A 14,624-nucleotide genomic window follows, 5' to 3' on the forward strand; every position below is an offset into this window, starting at 1 on the left:
TAACAATCCGTGTAATCTGGCCTTAACGCTCTTTCACATATGGTTCGCCACCCGCGCGGGGCGGAATGGCTTTGCCGACAAAACCTGCAAGGATGATCACCGTCATGATGTAGGGAAGTGCCGACAGCAGTTGGCCTTGTACTTTCATGCCAATCACGGCCTCGATTACGTCGGGGCGGGTTTCCAAGGCACCGAACAGGCCAAACAGCAGCGTCGCATAAAGCGCGTGCCATGGTCGCCATTTGGCAAAGATCAACGCAGCCAAGGCGATAAATCCGCGCCCCGCAGACATGTCTTTGACAAACCCCGCCTGCAAAGCAGTGCTGAGGTAGGCACCCGCAATACCACAAAGCACGCCGCAGATTCCCACAGCCGCAAAGCGCAGGCCGACGACAGACACACCAGCCGTATCCACAGCCGCAGGGTTTTCACCCACAGCCCGCAGGCGCAGGCCGAAACGGGTGCGAAACAGTAGCCACCATGTGAAAGGCACAGCGGCAAAGGCAAGATAAACAAGGATTGAGTGGCCCGAGATCAGCTCATAATAAAGCGGGCCAATGATCGGAACGCTTTGCAGGCTTTCGGCAAAGGGCAGGGTGATCGGTTCAAACCGGCCTTTACCAAAGAGCGATGGCGTGCGTCCGCCTTGCCTGAACCATGCTTGTGCCACCAAAACCGTCAGGCCAGCCGCAAGAAAATTGATCGCAACCCCAGAGATAAGCTGGTTGCCGCGAAAGGTGATAGAGGCGATGCCGTGAATAGCGCTGAGCACAAGCGAGGCCGCGATACCCGCGAGCAGCCCGACCCAGACAGACCCTGTAACAGCCGCAACTGCCGCCGAGAAAAAGGCCGCCGCCAGCATTTTGCCCTCTAGCCCGATGTCAAAAATGCCCGCGCGTTCAGAGTAAAGCCCTGCAAGACAGGCCAACAGCAAGGGAGTGGCAAGGCGGACAGTTGAATCGAGAAGCTGAAGAATGGTGAGATAGGCATCCATGATTTAGCCCTCCTTCCGGTTGCGAAGGCTTAGGAAAATACGCTCCAGCGGCATGCGGACCATGTTGTCCAGCGCGCCGGTGAACAAAATCACCAAGGCTTGGATCACAACAATCAATTCACGCGGAATCGATGTCCACAAGGCCAGTTCCGCACCGCCCTGATAGAGAAAGCCAAAGAGAATTGCCGCGATAAAGACGCCAAAGGGGTGTGAACGGCCCATCAAAGCAACCGCGATTCCGATAAATCCAGCCCCTTCAACCGAGTTCATGACAAGGCGTTCCGCTTCGCCCATAACATTGTTGATCGCCATCATGCCTGCCAGCGCCCCCGAGATCATCATAGAGACCATGATGATTTTGAAGGGGCGGATGCCCGCATACCGAGCCGCAGATTCCGAATTGCCGAAAGAACGAATTTCATAGCCAAGCCGCGTGCGCCAGATCAGGAACCAGACAAATACGCAGGCCGCGATGGCGATCAGCAGCGATACGTTTGCAGGGCCGGATTTGGAGAAGTTGATGCCAATAGGGGCAAGCATGTCATGTAGCGTCGGAAGGTTGACAGTATCCACAAAACGGGCCGAAGCGGGGTCTTGGGACCCTTTGGGGCGCAGGAGGTTGACCAGAACATAGTTCAGCAGTGAGGCCGCGATGAAGTTGAACATGATGGTGGTGATGACGATGTGGCTGCCGCGTCTGGCCTGTAACCACGCAGGGATCGCAGCCCATGCCGCGCCAAACAAACCGCCGGCAACCGCCGCACCCACCAGCGCCAATGACCAATGCGGCCAAGGGATATAGAGGCAGGCCAGTGCCACGCCCAGACCGCCCAACGCCGCCTGACCCTCGCCGCCGATGTTAAACATGCGTGCGTGGAAAGCCACGGAAACGGCCAGACCTGTGAACATGAAATTGGTCGCGTAATAGAGTGTATAGCCCCAGCCATAAGTGGAGCCGAGCGCGCCTGTGACCATCATTTTAACAGCGGCAATGGGGTCTTCGCCGATGGCGAGGATCACAAGGGCTGACAGGATCGCAGCAAGCAGCAGGGAGATGAGCGGCACAAGGATTACCTCGGCCCATTTTGGCATGACTTCCATCTATTTGGCCCCTTCACCAGCATGGGCAAGATTTGCTTGCACCTCTTCCACGCTATGCGGCGTGTCGGTATCCGTAATGCCCGCCATCAGCAGGCCCAGCTCTTTTTCATCCGTCTCGGACGGTAGGCGTTCGCCCATGATATGACCGTCAAACATCACCGCAATGCGGTCACTCAGCGCGATGATCTCTTCCAGTTCAACCGAGACGAGAAGCACGGCTTTGCCTTGGTCGCGCAGGGCGATGATTTGTTGGTGGATGAATTCAATAGCGCCAATATCCACACCGCGTGTGGGCTGACCGATCAGCAGCAGGTCTGGGTTGCGCTCGATTTCGCGGGCGAGGACGATCTTTTGCTGGTTGCCGCCTGAAAAATTCTTCGCGGCCAGCTTGGGGTCAGGGGGGCGCACATCAAAACGCTCCATCTTGCCCTCGGTATCTTCACGAATGGCAGCGTTGTTCATCAAAACGCCTGAACGATATGCGGGATCATGGTGATAGCCAAATGCGGCGTTTTCCCATGCGGTGAAATCCATGATCAGACCTTCACGCTGGCGGTCTTCTGGGACATGCGCAATGCCACGCGCGCGCCGCGATTGCCCGTCTGACAGTTTGCCCGTCAGGTCCAGTGGTTGACCGTTGACAGTGATGCTGCCCGTGCCATCGGCATAGCCGCCCAAAATCTCAAGCAATTCGGACTGGCCGTTACCAGCCACCCCAGCAATGCCCAGCACTTCACCCGCCCTGACCTGTAAATCAATGCCTTTCAGACGTTCGACACCCTTTTCGTCGCGTACGCGCAGGCCTTTGACATCCAATACCACGTCACCGAGTTTTGCGGGGGATTTATCTACGCGCAGCAAGACCTTGCGGCCCACCATCAACTCGGCCAGTTCGGCGGGGGTTGTTTCGGATGTTTTGACGGTTGCTGTCATCTCGCCACGGCGCATGACGCTGACAGTATCAGTGATTTCCATGATTTCGCGCAGTTTATGCGTGATCAGGATGATGGTTTTGCCCTCACTGCGCAGCCTGTCCAGAATGCGGAACAGTTGATCGGCCTCGGAGGGGGTCAGCACGCCTGTCGGTTCGTCAAGGATCAGAATATCGGCCTGTCGGTACAGTGCCTTGAGGATTTCAACACGCTGCTGCATGCCAACACCGATGTCTTGGATCAATGCGTCAGGTTTAACGTTTAGCCCGTAATCCGCGGCCAGTTCCACCAATGTCCGCCGTGCCTTCGCAATTGAGGGTTTCAGCCAGCGGCCGTCTTCGGCGCCGAGAATGATGTTTTCGAGGACCGTGAAATTTTCAACCAGTTTAAAGTGCTGGAACACCATGCCGATGCCCGCAGCGATGGCCGCCTGACTGTCGGTGATATTTGCCTTCTTGCCACTGATGAAGACCTCGCCCTTATCGGCTTTGTAAAAGCCGTAGAGGATGGACATTAACGTGGATTTACCCGCTCCATTTTCCCCGATGATCCCGTGGATTGTGCCGGGCATCACGCGGATCGAGATATCCTTGTTTGCTTGCACAGGGCCAAAGGCTTTGGATATGCCTTTGAGTTCAATCGCAGGGGCAGTTGTCATGCGGGTTGTCCTTCACACCAATGTGTCGCGAGGCCGAAAAGCGGTTAACATAATAGAGTGGGGCCGCGCTGAAATGTCAACGCGGCCCCGATGTTCAGGCCAAATCGGATTTAAAAATCAATCGCAGGGCAGCTGTCGTTCTCATAGTAGGAAACGACTTTTGTGTCGCCGCTGATGATGCTGTCGCGTGCGGCATCTACGGTGGCTTTCATCTCGGCTGTGATCAAGGATGCGTTGTTTTCATCCAGCGCATAGCCCACGCCATCTTCGGCAAGGCCAAAGGTGAACACACCTGTTTCAACATTTTCGCCCGCTTTCAGCGCGTCATAGACAGCGTTGTCCACACGTTTGAGCATGGATGTCAGAACTTTGCCCGGGTGCAGGTGGTTTTGGTTGCTGTCGACGCCGATGGACAAGATGCCGCTATCTGCTGCAGTTTGCAGAACGCCAACGCCTGTCCCGCCAGCTGCGGCGAACACAACGTCAGACCCTTGCGAAATTTGCGCTTTGGTCAATTCGGAGCCTTTAACCGGATCGTTCCATGCATCGGGTGTGGTGCCTGTCATGTTGGCGATGATTTTTACATCAGGGTTTGCCGCTTTGGCACCCTGTGCAAAACCACACCCAAAGTGACGGATCAGAGGAATGTCCATGCCGCCGATAAAGCTGACTGTGCCGGTTTTGGAGGCAAGCGCCGCCAGCATGCCAACAAGATACGAGCCTTCATGCTCGGCAAAGCCGATCTGGCGCACGTTGTCCAAACCCTCAAGCCACGTCACGTCAACCACGACAAACTTTGTGTCGGGGAAGTCTGGTGCAACGCTGGACAGTGGGTCAGCCATGCCGAAGCCCATTGTGATGATCGGGTTTGCACCTGCATCGGCAAAGCGGCGCAGAGCCTGCTCGCGCTGTGCTTCGGATTGCATTTCGATCTCGCGGTAAGTGCCGCCCGTTTCTTCGACCCAACGCTGGGCGCCGTTAAAAGCGGCTTCGTTAAAGGATTTGTCGAATTTACCGCCAAGGTCATAGATCAGAGCAGGTTCGGCGAATGCCGCACCAGCCATAAGTGCAGTTGCGGCGGAAGCGCCGAGGAATTTGGTCATGAGGGTCATTTGTCTCTCCCAGAGTTAGTTTTGGGGCGCAGGCCGCAGCGAGGCGGTTTAGCCCAGTATCGCGCGCTTGCGCGACGCTGGACCAAATAGTCGGTGCGGATTGTGTTGGGGTCAACCTGATTCTGGAAAGAGTAAGGGTAAGAGTGGCTCTTAACCTCGCGTTAAGGCGTGAGACATAAGCACCGCGTCCACTGCGGTGGCGTCGTTGCGTGCATAATAGGCTTTGCGCAGGCCGCTGCGGGTGAATCCTGCGCTTTGATACAGCGCAATTGCTGCATGATTGTCTGCCGCGACCTCTAAAAATGCGACATCGGCCTCTGACCTGACGGCGGCCAGCCATGTGGCAAGCAAGCTACGAGCGATTCCGTGGCGCTGGAAAAGGGGGCTGACGGCAAGGGTCAACAACTCGGATTCGCCTGCTAATGTGCGGGTCAGGGCAAAGCCACCTTCGGTTGTGAAGGGGTGAACAAACTTTTGGCCGAGCAGCTGGGTGAATTCATCTGCAGTCCATCCGCGCTCCTGAACAAAAGCGGCGGCATGGATGTGTGCCATCTGGTCGGCGGTCACGGCACGATCTGTGGCGGTGCATCGCGTGCAGGTGCCGCGTCTGCGGGGCGCAAATAGAGAGGTGCAGGCGGCGCGGTTTCTGTCTGAAAACGCGCGGCAGTGATATGTGCGATAGCTTCCGCTACAGGGTGCAGTGGCGGTGTGCCAAAGGCGCCGATAACAGGGGTGCTTGTTGGTAATTCGCTTTGGTTAATCAGCGCAGGATCGGTGAGGGTTGTCGTGTCATAGCCTTGTGCAAAAACCATGTCGCGCCGCGCATCCACTGTGCAAAAACAAGGGTGGTTAGTGCCAAGGCGTAGCGCATCAAAGGCACTTACCCCGACCGCAGGGATATCCAGCGCCAAGGCCAGACCGCGTGCTGCGGAAACGGAAATGCGGATGCCGGTAAAATTACCGGGCCCGATGCCCACGCCAATCGCGTCAAGCTGTGACATCTGTAGGCCAAGACCATCCAACATGTCTTGGCATAGGGTAAGCAAGCGTTCTGCCTGACCTTTTGCCATAGGTTCTTCTATGCTGGCCAGTACAGTTTCGCCACGTACAACCGCCGCCGCGCAATGCGGGGCGGTTGTGTCAAAGGCAAGGATCAGGGGGGCTGTCACGGTCTGCGGATCAGGCGACAGGGCGGACTTCGGTCACTTCTGGGATGTAGTGGCGCAGCAGGTTTTCGATGCCCATTTTCAAGGTCAATGTGGATGAAGGACATCCCGCGCAAGCGCCTTGCATGTGCAGATAGACAACACCGCGTTCAAAGCCGTGGAAGGTGATATCGCCGCCATCTTGGGCAACGGCAGGGCGCACACGGCTGTCCAGCAACTCTTTGATCTGGCTGACAATAGCACCATCTTCGCCGTCATGCTCTGCATGGCCTGACGTGGCAGTATGATCTGCGCCCATCACGGGCTGACCGGATTGGAAGTGTTCCATGATCGCGCCCAGAAGGGAAGGCTTGATATGGTCCCACTCGATTTCTTCGGCTTTGGTGATGGTCACAAAATCTGTACCAAAGAACACGCCTGTGACGCCGTCAACGGCAAACAACCGTGTCGCAAGCGGCGATGCTGACGCAGTGTCAGGTGTCGGGAAATCTGCTGTGCCCATTTCCAGCACGGTTTGACCCGGCAGAAACTTGAGCGTTGCGGGGTTTGGTGTGGATTCGGTTTGGATAAACATAGCGCGAGGCCTCCGTCAGGGTTGTTTCAAATATGCGGACAAAGGGCTGAAATGTCAAGATGCTTGGAATCATTCTAAACTGTTAAGCTTATGTGATGGCTTCCAGTTTTTCTTTGCTCATATCCCCCGGCACGATGGTGACAGGCACAGGCAAGCTGCCCGCATTCCTGCTCATCTGGGTGACAAGTGGCCCGGGTCCTTTGCCATCTGTGCCGGCGCCCAGCACAAGCACCCCGATTTGCGGGTCTGCCTGAATTTGCGCGATGATCTCATCGACGGGCTGTCCCTCGCGGATCACCAGTTCGGGGTTGATGCCCTGACGGTCCCGCATCCATTTGGCAAATACCTCAAAATGCACTTCGATCCGCTCACGCGCTTCTTCGCGCATGATGTCGCCGACGCCGATCCAGTGATTGAACTCTTCCGGCTCAATCACTGCCAATACCTCAACACCAGCATTGGTTTTAGAGGCGCGCATGGCGGCAAAGCGCATGGCATTCAGGCATTCGCGGCTGTCATCAAGAACCACAAGAAACTTGCGCATGGTATTCTCCCTACTACCGCGTGATCATGACGTGCGAACAGGCCGCTGGCAATTGGCTTTTGTAAAAGCGCGGCTGCGACAGTTTCGCACGCAGGCTCTTTACGCCTTTTGCGATGCCGCCCAATCCCAGTACATCTCGCGCACGCGCTGCGTGACGGGATTGTTTTTGCCGCCCACGTCATAGGTGGTGTCGTCAAATGCTTTGATCGGGGTGACCTTCATCATGTTACCCGACAGGAATACCTCGTCAGCGGCGTGGAAATCTTCGAAGCTGAGCACGCTTTCATGTACGGTTATGCCCTCGGCGCGCATGTTCGATATGTGACGGGCCCGGGTGATACCTGCAAGGAAAGTCCCGTTTGGAACAGGGGTGAACACCTCACCGTCCTTGACCATAAACACGTTAGCGGATGCCGTTTCGGCCACATTGCCAATTGCATCTGCAACCAGCGCATTGCCAAAACCCTTGCTGCGGGCCTCGGCCATCATGCGGGCGTTGTTTGGGTATAGGCAGCCTGCCTTGGCGTTCACTACGTTGTTTTCCAGCACGGGGCGGCGGAAGCGTGTGCGCGTCAGGGTTGAGGCAGCTTCTGGCGGGGCCATTGGGATTTGTTCTAATGAAATCGCAAAGCCTGTGGCGTCTTTGAGCGGCACAATCCCCAGCTCATCCCCCGCCAGTGCCCAATACATGGGGCGGATGTAGACGGCGGCATCGCGGGGATAATCGGCAATCCCTTCGCGGACCATCTCGATCATATCAGCAGTTTCAACCGTGGGCGTGATCATCAGCGCCTCGGCCGAGCGGTTGATCCGTGCGCAATGCGCTTCCAGATCGGGGGTCAGCCCGTCAAACAGACGCGCACCGTCAAAAACGGTTGTCCCCAGCCATGCACCATGGTCGGCGGCCTTGATGACGCTGATGTCGCCATTGTGCCATGTGCCTTCAAAATATGTGCGGATGTTGGTGCCAGTGGCCATGATACTGTCCTGTCATTGGGGCGCTTAGGGTGCGCTGTGGTAGATGCCTTCGGGCAAATTAAGCGCCGCAGCTAGGTCGCGTAGCTGGTTGGGAGACAGCGTAAGCTTGCTGATGCTGTCGGTCCGCGGGTCCCATTGCTCAATCGTGATGGTCTCTGCAAAGGCGTTTATAGTGACGTCTTCTTGCAAAGGCGTAGCACCCTCGTCAACGAGGGTGATCACAGAGGCGTCAAATTCGTGTTCAATTGTAAACATACGCGCATAATTAACCTTTCGGCGGCCACGTGCAAGCGGCGCGGCCGTGTATGCCCCAAGTCAGATCACTACGCAGAGGGGGCTTGCCTCATGATGATGCTGGTCCCTTGGCGATATCGTGCTAAACTAGGGGCGATTAGGGGGTATACACCCTATGAGCAGATAAGGATTTCGTGTTGATAGTCATGCGCGCATTTGTGGTTCTAGGATTCGTTGCGGCGCTTGCCGCTTGTGAGCCTGTGCCGAACAGCCCTGTTGCCACAACGCCCACGGCAGCGGCACCCGCATCACAACCCAGCAGCCGCGCAATGGCGCGCAGCTTTGTGCAGGTGGTCAAAACCCTAGAGCCTGTGGCCGAACGAGAGTGCCGCAACCGCACCAAGAACACCAATTGCGATTTTAACATCGTGGTAGATGACCGCCTCGATCAGCCGGCAAACGCTTATCAAACGCTGGACCGTGATGGGCGTCCGGTGATTGCCTTTACGCTGGCGCTGATCGCGGATGCCCGCAACGAGGACGAGCTGGCCTTTGTCCTTGGTCATGAAGCCGCGCACCACATCTCAGGGCATATCGCCCGCCAGCAGCAAAACGCTGTGGCAGGGGCGGTGATCTTTGCGGGGCTTGCGACGCTCAGCGGGGGCGATGCGGGTACGATCCGTTCGGCGCAGGAATTGGGCGCGCAAGTGGGCGCGCGCAGTTACTCCAAGAATTTTGAGCTAGAAGCGGATGCATTAGGCACAATCATCACAAAGCGGGCAGGCTATGATCCGCTGCGCGGGGCGGCGTTCTTTACGCGAATCCCTGATCCGGGTGATAAATTTCTGGGCACCCATCCGCCCAATGCCTCGCGTTTGGACACCGTGCGTCGGACCGTGGCGGGGATGTAACCCTGCCGCATACCCGTGACATAAAGAAATTGGGCATTATCCTGACAGATAAAGGCAGCAAATATGCTGTGTCTGGTTGTCCTGTGAACAGTCGCGCCGGAATTGATGCCGCGATCAAAGCGTTGAAACGCGATAAAGCCTACGCAAAAGCCACCCATAATACATGGGGTGCGCTGCTGCCTGACGATGGACCGATCAAGGCGGATGACGGCGAAAGCGGTGCGGGTATGGTGATCTTGCGGATGCTAGAGCGCGAAGACCTAACGGGCCATCTGGTGGTAGTTACGCGCTGGTATGGCGGTAAACACCTGGGCGGAGACCGCTTTCGCCACGTGCAAACCTGCGTGCGCGCCTATCTGGACGCGCTCGCAGGGTAGGGTGCTAGCGCGGTTTGTTGCTATCAATCCACCGCGACATCAATGTGCGATCCCGAAAACACTCAGGCGGAACAGCCGTGCGTTTCAACCGCGCAATCCGTTCAGCGAAACCCACCTGTTTGGAGGAGGGGTATTCGTTAAACGCCGAGGGTGCGGGTTTGTGGGCATCAATCCATTTGGACAGCCGCGCACGGTCTTGAGTGATACCCTTGGGCAAGCGCGAATGGGTCTTTTCCGCCAAAGAGGTCGCATAATCGATTTGCTTTTGCGTCGCAGGTACGGGCGTTGGAAGCCCGAGTTCTTCCTGCACGGCAGGCTGCGCCGCGGTGAGAAGGTCGGGGAACGTGGTCTGGTATGACATGGTACTCTCCCTGTGTTGCTTACAAGGATAATATAGAACGTATGGGGAACACTTTCAAGGGGGATGCTTGTGCGTTTCTGGAGTGGCGCTAAATATTGTATGCTATTCCATTTGCGTTCCATATGTTGTGTTGGGTACTTGATTGTAGGCTTGACTTCGTTGGGGGTAAAAACTGAAGTATTCTACGGTTTTAGAGCAAATTTTATTCTAGAATTGAATCATAGCCTCAAAGCAACTGCCGGACTGTTGAAAAGGAATGTTTGACATGATCGCTTATGTCACCGTCGGGCCGACGACTTGGGTCTCGCTAAACAATTTTATTCCGCTTTCCTTCCAAGCCTTGGCTATGGACTGAAAGAAGGTGCTGAAGGTTTGAGTTATGCATTGCCCGTTGAAGAGGGGCAGTTTCCAGCCTTGCCAGATTTTTACGTTAAACCAACTTTTGATGGCCTTCCTGCTTCGGCTGGGAACGGGGCGATGATCGCATTTCAGGCGCGTAACCAAAGGCAAGTTCGAGCGTTGCATTCCGCAGCTCTCGCGGCAGGCGGCTTGGACGAAGGGGCGCCTGACTTTCGCGCGTCATACGGGCCGCATTTTTATGTCGGTTACCTTCGCGATCCACAAGGCAACAAAATTGCATTATTTTCCAGCGACCCGACTGAGTTAAAACGAGGTGATTAGCGCGGCCTACTGCTGCCACTTTACTGTCGGTGTGAATGGGCGTTCAGGCGAGGTATCCTGATCAAACAACCCGACCCCACAAATCATACTCGCCTGCTTCCTCAACCTCTACCGTGACGATATCTCCCACGGTCAAGTTCTCGAAACCCTCGTCAATAAACAAGTTCCCGTCGATTTCGGGGGCGTCTGCCTTGGTACGGCAGGTGGCGGCGTCTTCATCAATCTCATCAATGATCACATCCATGCGTTTGCCCACTTTGGCTTCCAGCTTGGCTTCGGAAATTGCCTGTGCCTTCTCCATAAAGCGGTTCCAGCGGTCTTGCTTGACTTCATCCGCCACATGGTCGGGCAAGGCGTTAGAGCGTGCGCCCTCGACGTTTTCGTACTGAAAACATCCGACACGGTCCAGTTGCGCCTCGTCCAACCAGTCCAGCAGGGTTTGGAACTCGGCTTCTGTTTCGCCCGGATAACCGACGATGAAGGTCGAGCGCAGGGTGATGTCGGGGCAGGTGTCGCGCCATGCGGCGATTTCATCCAGCGTGCGTGATGCAGCGGCAGGGCGGGCCATGCGTTTGAGCACATCAGGGTGTGCGTGTTGGAACGGAATATCCAGATAGGGCAGGACCAGCCCGTCGGCCATCAGCGGGATTAACTGGCGCACATGCGGATAGGGATAAACGTAATGCAGGCGCACCCACGCGCCAAGTGACCCCAGATCACGGGCCAGATCGGTGATATGCGCACGGTGGCCGCGATCTTCGGCGTGTTTGATATCAACGCCATAAGCAGAGGTATCTTGCGAGATGACCAGCAGTTCCTTTACGCCGTTATCGACCAGCTTTTCCGCTTCGCGCATAATGGCATGGGCAGGGCGCGATTGCAGGCGGCCGCGCATGTCGGGAATAATGCAGAATTTACACTTGTGGTTACAACCTTCCGAGATTTTCAGATAGCTGTAGTGGCGTGGGGTCAGTGACACGCCAGAGGCGGGCAGCAGATCAATAAACGGATCAGGAGAGGGCGGCACAGCAAGGTGCACCGCGTCCAGCACTTGTTCGTATTGGTGCGGGCCTGTCACGGCAAGGATTTTGGGGTGGTGTTCGCGGATGTAGTCAGGCTCGGCGCCCAAACATCCTGTCACAATCACACGTCCATTTTCGTTCAACGCTTCGCCAATGGCATCAAGGCTTTCTGCTTTGGCGCTATCAAGGAACCCGCAGGTGTTCACAATCACCGCATCTGCACCCGAATAATCAGGGGAAATCGCATAGCCTTCGGCCCGCAGGCGGGTCAGGATGCGTTCACTGTCCACCAGCGCTTTGGGACAGCCAAGGCTGACCATACCGATTGTTGGCTGGCCTGCGCGGGCTAGCTCTTGAATTTTGGCTTTGGGGGCCAGATCAGGGCGGAGATTTGGTGGGTTTGTGCTCATGCAATGCCTATACGCCAACGCGCAGGCGTGAGCAATTGGTCACACACGCGTAAGCGGCAGACCCGCAGCCAGCCAACCGCCCCCCGCACCAGAGCCGAGCATCCCTTCGGGAACGTCGATGATATGGGTGAAACCCGACTGTTCCAATCGTTTGGCCAGCCCGCGTGATCGCACGCCGCGGGCGCAAATCAGGGCGATGGGGGCGGATTTATCAGGGACATGTGTCAGGAGTATTGTGATGAAGTCCGGTCTGCGCATGTCCAGCGGTATCGCGCCTTGGCCGATGCCTGTCTGTGCCCATTCATCCGGGCGGCGAATGTCGATCAGGATGATCTTGCCTTGCAGTGTAGCGGCATAGGCGTCTTGTACGCTCAGCGCGGTACCGGTGATGCCGCTGCCCAGATTGAACCAACGCGCCGCAACAACGCCGCCCAGCCCCAATGCGCCCAGCAAAATCCCCCGCCGCGCATAGGCACGGCGAGGGGGACGTGGGTTTGATTTACTCAAGAGGTGCCGCAGAGGACCACTGTGGAATGGTCGCTTCTGACGCGGGTTTTGGATCTAAATCGCCCCAGTTGGCGGTGGAGAGTTCAAGATTTCCCGGAATGTCTTCCTCCCAGAAGCCGACGACGTTTTTGGTAATGTTGAGGTACAGCTTACCATCCAGAATACGCCACAGGGTCGGGTTGCCGGGAACCTTACCGCCTTTGGCGACACCGTAAGCGCAGTGGCCGTCATATTGGGGAGCATATTTTGCGGGATCGGCTGTGAACAGATCGCGGTTGGCCTCGGAGGAGAATGCGAAGGTGGAGCCGTTATAGTCGGCGGTGATGGATTTATTACCTTGGGTCGGGGCAGGTTGCGCTTCACCCACTGGGTTTTGATCAAGAGAGAAGTAAGAAACCACATCATAGCCTGACACAGCAAAGCCGGTTTCGTCGATGTATTGTTCGCCTGCGAAAGCGGCGCTGGTAAAGCTGAGAGCCGTTGCGGCAGCGGCAAGTGTGAGGGTGAAACGGTTCATTATAGTCTCCTGATTGGGGCGCTGTTGGCCAGCTATCGTGAAACTATGCCGCAGTGGTGGCGATTGCATCTCGCAACTGCGTGAACTCGCGGGGCCGTTACAGCCCCGTGAATAATAGGTGTGATTATTTCAGAATAGGGGGCGCGTCGGGGTCGCTTCCGGGCATACGGGGGGTATTTTGTAACGTTTCCATCTGTGGCAGGTCAAAACGCAGCCCTATGCGCATCAGCTTTGTTACAGTTGGATCACTGTGATTAAAGAATCCCACATCCATCGCGCCTGCCTCAATCCCTGAGAAGGTCAGCGCCTCGGAAGCGGCCCGCACCAGCGCATCTTGGGCGCGCGGGATTGAGTCGATGAAGGCCAGCAAATGCCCACGTCCGCCGCCAGAATACTCTACACCCACCAGCCATGCATTTGCGGCCATGCCTGTGGCGGTGGCCAGCTTGGCGTCAATGGCTTCAATCAGCGACTCGGGCAAACCTTTGGGGGGCAGGACCGATTCAATCTTGGCTTCTACCTGTGCGGCCTCATGGGTCAGCGTTTCACGCAGCCACGCCACGGCAGTATCGGGGAGCAGGATCGCCGACGGGGCGACATCCATGTTGAGCGCGATGCCGAGGTTTTGCCCTTCTAACATCGCGGCAACATTGCGGCCCGACAAGGCCACGTAGGACGCTGCATCCCCTGCGTATCCCGCAAGGCGCTGGGCGCGGTCAAAGGCCAACAGATATTGTGCGCCTTCAGCCTCCAGAACTTTAGGGTTGATTTGATCATCAACAGGTTCTGCTTCTAGCAGTAAATAGAGCTCGGCATCGGCCATCCGTTCATAAAACCGCAGGCGGGCGGTGTCGTTTTCAGGGGCAGCCATCATGGCGGCGTGGGCTGTGTCCAGTGTGGTTTCGTCCATTTACATCACCTCGGCAACGGCAGTTTGAAGGCGAGGGATGACCTCGGCCTCGAACCACGGGTTTTTCTTGAGCCAACCCGTATTGCGCCAAGACGGGTGTGGCAAGGCAAAGACGCCTTTGGGATGGTCATGCCAATCGCTTACGGCCTGAGCAACGGTTGTGAAATTGGGCAGATGATAACGCATCGCATGGCCGCCGATCAGAAGGGTCAGTCGAATGTCAGGTAACATGGCCAAAGCCTGCGCACGCCATGTTTTGGCACAGATCGGCGGCGGTGGCAGATCGCTGCCTTTGGCATTATATCCGGGAAAGCAAAAAGCCATCGGCACAATCGCGACGCGGGTGCGGTCATAGAATGCAAGCTCATCCAAACCCAGCCAGCCGCGCAGTCGGTCCCCTGAAGGGTCTTTGAAGGGAATGTTGGTTTTGTGAACCCGCATGCCAGGTGCCTGTCCTGCAATTAATATCCGTGCCTCGGGTTGGAACCAGACAATGGGATTTGGCTGATGTGCCGTCGCAGTTGCGGTGAAGCGTTGGGCGCAAAGCGTGCAACTGCGCAAATCAGGGCGAATATCTGTCATCGGGATAGTTTAGGTGCACGAGCGGGTGATCAAAAGTGTAATTTACCCAGTCC

18 protein-coding genes and 1 pseudogene are annotated in these 14,624 nt (G+C 56.5%); 3 read left to right on the forward strand and 16 right to left on the reverse strand.

The window, feature by feature from the left end; genetic code table 11:
* Positions 1-22: 22 nt before the first annotated feature.
* The 10 genes from GGR95_RS13260 to GGR95_RS13305 form a co-directional block, all read right to left on the reverse strand.
* A complete protein-coding gene (locus tag GGR95_RS13260; RefSeq protein ID WP_184566629.1) occupies positions 23-994 on the reverse strand; it encodes an ABC transporter permease in 972 nt (323 codons plus the stop codon).
* Positions 995-997: 3 nt separating this feature from the next.
* A complete protein-coding gene (locus GGR95_RS13265; protein ID WP_184566631.1) occupies positions 998-2,095 on the reverse strand; it encodes an ABC transporter permease in 1,098 nt (365 codons plus the stop codon).
* Positions 2,096-3,685: an ABC transporter ATP-binding protein gene (locus GGR95_RS13270; protein ID WP_184566632.1), complete on the reverse strand. Its 1,590-nt coding sequence runs from the start codon at positions 3,683-3,685 to the stop codon at positions 2,096-2,098.
* A gap of 110 nt (positions 3,686-3,795) precedes the next feature.
* Positions 3,796-4,797 carry a BMP family lipoprotein gene (locus GGR95_RS13275; RefSeq protein ID WP_184566634.1) on the reverse strand — a complete coding sequence of 334 codons (1,002 nt, stop codon included), beginning with the start codon at positions 4,795-4,797 and terminating at the stop codon, positions 3,796-3,798.
* 150 nt (positions 4,798-4,947) lie between these two features.
* A complete protein-coding gene (locus GGR95_RS13280; RefSeq protein WP_184566636.1) occupies positions 4,948-5,364 on the reverse strand; it encodes a GNAT family N-acetyltransferase in 417 nt (138 codons plus the stop codon).
* Complete coding sequence (gene tsaB, locus GGR95_RS13285) at positions 5,361-5,966, reverse strand: tRNA (adenosine(37)-N6)-threonylcarbamoyltransferase complex dimerization subunit type 1 TsaB (RefSeq protein WP_343042272.1); 606 nt, start codon at positions 5,964-5,966, stop codon at positions 5,361-5,363. The genes GGR95_RS13280 and tsaB overlap by 4 nt, the downstream gene beginning before the upstream one ends.
* Positions 5,967-5,976: 10 nt before the next feature.
* On the reverse strand, positions 5,977-6,537 hold the full coding sequence (locus tag GGR95_RS13290) for a NifU family protein (RefSeq protein WP_184566638.1): 561 nt from the start codon (positions 6,535-6,537) through the stop codon (positions 5,977-5,979).
* 88 nt (positions 6,538-6,625) lie between these two features.
* Positions 6,626-7,081, reverse strand: coding sequence for a universal stress protein (locus GGR95_RS13295; RefSeq protein WP_184566641.1), 456 nt, complete (start codon positions 7,079-7,081; stop codon positions 6,626-6,628).
* 99 nt (positions 7,082-7,180) lie between these two features.
* Positions 7,181-8,059 (reverse strand): branched-chain amino acid aminotransferase, encoded by an 879-nt coding sequence (locus GGR95_RS13300; RefSeq protein WP_184566643.1) that lies wholly within the window; start codon positions 8,057-8,059, stop codon positions 7,181-7,183.
* 24 nt (positions 8,060-8,083) lie between these two features.
* Positions 8,084-8,314: a hypothetical protein gene (locus GGR95_RS13305; RefSeq protein WP_184566645.1), complete on the reverse strand. Its 231-nt coding sequence runs from the start codon at positions 8,312-8,314 to the stop codon at positions 8,084-8,086.
* Positions 8,315-8,499: 185 nt separating this feature from the next.
* Between GGR95_RS13305 and GGR95_RS13310 the strand changes: the two genes are divergently transcribed.
* Together GGR95_RS13310 and GGR95_RS13315 are read left to right on the forward strand one after the other, a co-directional pair.
* Positions 8,500-9,204: a M48 family metallopeptidase gene (locus GGR95_RS13310; protein ID WP_184566713.1), complete on the forward strand. Its 705-nt coding sequence runs from the start codon at positions 8,500-8,502 to the stop codon at positions 9,202-9,204.
* A gap of 20 nt (positions 9,205-9,224) precedes the next feature.
* Positions 9,225-9,581 carry a YigZ family protein gene (locus tag GGR95_RS13315; protein ID WP_184566715.1) on the forward strand — a complete coding sequence of 119 codons (357 nt, stop codon included), beginning with the start codon at positions 9,225-9,227 and terminating at the stop codon, positions 9,579-9,581.
* A 4-nt stretch (positions 9,582-9,585) separates the two neighbouring features.
* Here GGR95_RS13315 and GGR95_RS13320 read toward each other — a convergent pair whose 3' ends face one another.
* Positions 9,586-9,942: a hypothetical protein gene (locus GGR95_RS13320; RefSeq protein WP_246423376.1), complete on the reverse strand. Its 357-nt coding sequence runs from the start codon at positions 9,940-9,942 to the stop codon at positions 9,586-9,588.
* 265 nt (positions 9,943-10,207) lie between these two features.
* Between GGR95_RS13320 and GGR95_RS13325 the strand changes: the two are divergent.
* Positions 10,208-10,623 (forward strand): annotated as a pseudogene (locus tag GGR95_RS13325) (VOC family protein).
* A 61-nt stretch (positions 10,624-10,684) separates the two neighbouring features.
* Here the strand turns inward: GGR95_RS13325 and rimO are convergent.
* The 5 genes from rimO to GGR95_RS13350 all read right to left on the reverse strand — a co-directional run bounded on the left by rimO (position 10,685) and on the right by GGR95_RS13350 (position 14,571).
* Positions 10,685-12,055: a 30S ribosomal protein S12 methylthiotransferase RimO gene (gene rimO, locus GGR95_RS13330; protein WP_184566647.1), complete on the reverse strand. Its 1,371-nt coding sequence runs from the start codon at positions 12,053-12,055 to the stop codon at positions 10,685-10,687.
* Between the two features lie 39 nt (positions 12,056-12,094).
* The gene (locus tag GGR95_RS13335) at positions 12,095-12,562 is read right to left on the reverse strand and encodes a rhodanese-like domain-containing protein (RefSeq protein ID WP_246423377.1); all 468 of its coding nucleotides are present in this window, start codon (positions 12,560-12,562) and stop codon (positions 12,095-12,097) included.
* Entirely contained in the window at positions 12,555-13,079 is a 525-nt protein-coding gene (locus GGR95_RS13340; RefSeq protein WP_184566649.1) for a YHS domain-containing (seleno)protein, read from the reverse strand. Before GGR95_RS13340 ends, GGR95_RS13335 begins: the two co-directional genes overlap by 8 nt.
* A 124-nt stretch (positions 13,080-13,203) precedes the next feature.
* A complete protein-coding gene (locus GGR95_RS13345) occupies positions 13,204-13,989 on the reverse strand; it encodes an SseB family protein (protein ID WP_184566651.1) in 786 nt (261 codons plus the stop codon).
* Entirely contained in the window at positions 13,990-14,571 is a 582-nt protein-coding gene (locus GGR95_RS13350; protein WP_184566653.1) for a uracil-DNA glycosylase family protein, read from the reverse strand.
* Positions 14,572-14,624 lie beyond the last annotated feature (53 nt).

The organism is Sulfitobacter undariae, from assembly GCF_014196805.1.
Lineage (GTDB): Bacteria > Pseudomonadota > Alphaproteobacteria > Rhodobacterales > Rhodobacteraceae > Sulfitobacter > Sulfitobacter undariae.

Bases quoted from the DNA above. Each gene is read 5' to 3' on its own strand.
- GGR95_RS13260 (WP_184566629.1), bottom strand. From the start codon at position 994: ATGGATGCCTATCTCACCATTCTTCAGCTTCTCGATTCAACTGTCCGC.
- GGR95_RS13265 (WP_184566631.1), bottom strand. From the start codon at position 2,095: ATGGAAGTCATGCCAAAATGGGCCGAGGTAATCCTTGTGCCGCTCATC.
- GGR95_RS13270 (WP_184566632.1), bottom strand. From the start codon at position 3,685: ATGACAACTGCCCCTGCGATTGAACTCAAAGGCATATCCAAAGCCTTT.
- GGR95_RS13275 (WP_184566634.1), bottom strand. From the start codon at position 4,797: ATGACCCTCATGACCAAATTCCTCGGCGCTTCCGCCGCAACTGCACTT.
- GGR95_RS13290 (WP_184566638.1), bottom strand. From the start codon at position 6,537: ATGTTTATCCAAACCGAATCCACACCAAACCCCGCAACGCTCAAGTTT.
- GGR95_RS13295 (WP_184566641.1), bottom strand. From the start codon at position 7,081: ATGCGCAAGTTTCTTGTGGTTCTTGATGACAGCCGCGAATGCCTGAAT.
- GGR95_RS13300 (WP_184566643.1), bottom strand. From the start codon at position 8,059: ATGGCCACTGGCACCAACATCCGCACATATTTTGAAGGCACATGGCAC.
- GGR95_RS13305 (WP_184566645.1), bottom strand. From the start codon at position 8,314: ATGTTTACAATTGAACACGAATTTGACGCCTCTGTGATCACCCTCGTT.
- GGR95_RS13310 (WP_184566713.1), top strand. From the start codon at position 8,500: ATGCGCGCATTTGTGGTTCTAGGATTCGTTGCGGCGCTTGCCGCTTGT.
- GGR95_RS13320 (WP_246423376.1), bottom strand. From the start codon at position 9,942: ATGTCATACCAGACCACGTTCCCCGACCTTCTCACCGCGGCGCAGCCT.
- rimO (WP_184566647.1), bottom strand. From the start codon at position 12,055: ATGAGCACAAACCCACCAAATCTCCGCCCTGATCTGGCCCCCAAAGCC.
- GGR95_RS13340 (WP_184566649.1), bottom strand. From the start codon at position 13,079: ATGAACCGTTTCACCCTCACACTTGCCGCTGCCGCAACGGCTCTCAGC.
- GGR95_RS13345 (WP_184566651.1), bottom strand. From the start codon at position 13,989: ATGGACGAAACCACACTGGACACAGCCCACGCCGCCATGATGGCTGCC.
- GGR95_RS13350 (WP_184566653.1), bottom strand. From the start codon at position 14,571: ATGACAGATATTCGCCCTGATTTGCGCAGTTGCACGCTTTGCGCCCAA.